The organism is Streptomyces sp. URMC 126, assembly GCF_051386555.1.
Classification (GTDB): Bacteria; Actinomycetota; Actinomycetes; order Streptomycetales; family Streptomycetaceae; genus Streptomyces.
Map to the genome: position 1 here is coordinate 1 of NZ_JBPQTX010001420.1, position 231 is coordinate 231.

General features: G+C 67.5%; 1 protein-coding gene. It reads right to left on the bottom strand.

Translation table 11 applies throughout. From position 1 onward, the window contains the following. Positions 1 to 231 (bottom strand): YqcI/YcgG family protein (locus ACSNOK_RS36505; protein ID WP_436784935.1); only part of this gene is annotated, 231 nt, incomplete at both ends.

The window sequence follows — 231 nt, forward strand, 5'->3', positions numbered from 1 at the left end:
TGCTTGGAGTCCTCGGAGATGTCGTCGAAGACGAAGCGGGGCTGGAAGGTGATCGCGAGGTCCTCGAAGTAGCGGCTGTTGCGTCTGCGGTGGGCCGGGGTGTTCGCGACGACGAACATCGGCATTCCGGCGAAGACGAACTCCCACTCGGGGTCCTCGGTGTCCGGCGGGATGTCCGCCGGCCAGGGCGCGGTGTCCAGGTCGTGCACCCCCTGGAGCAGGTCCCACACC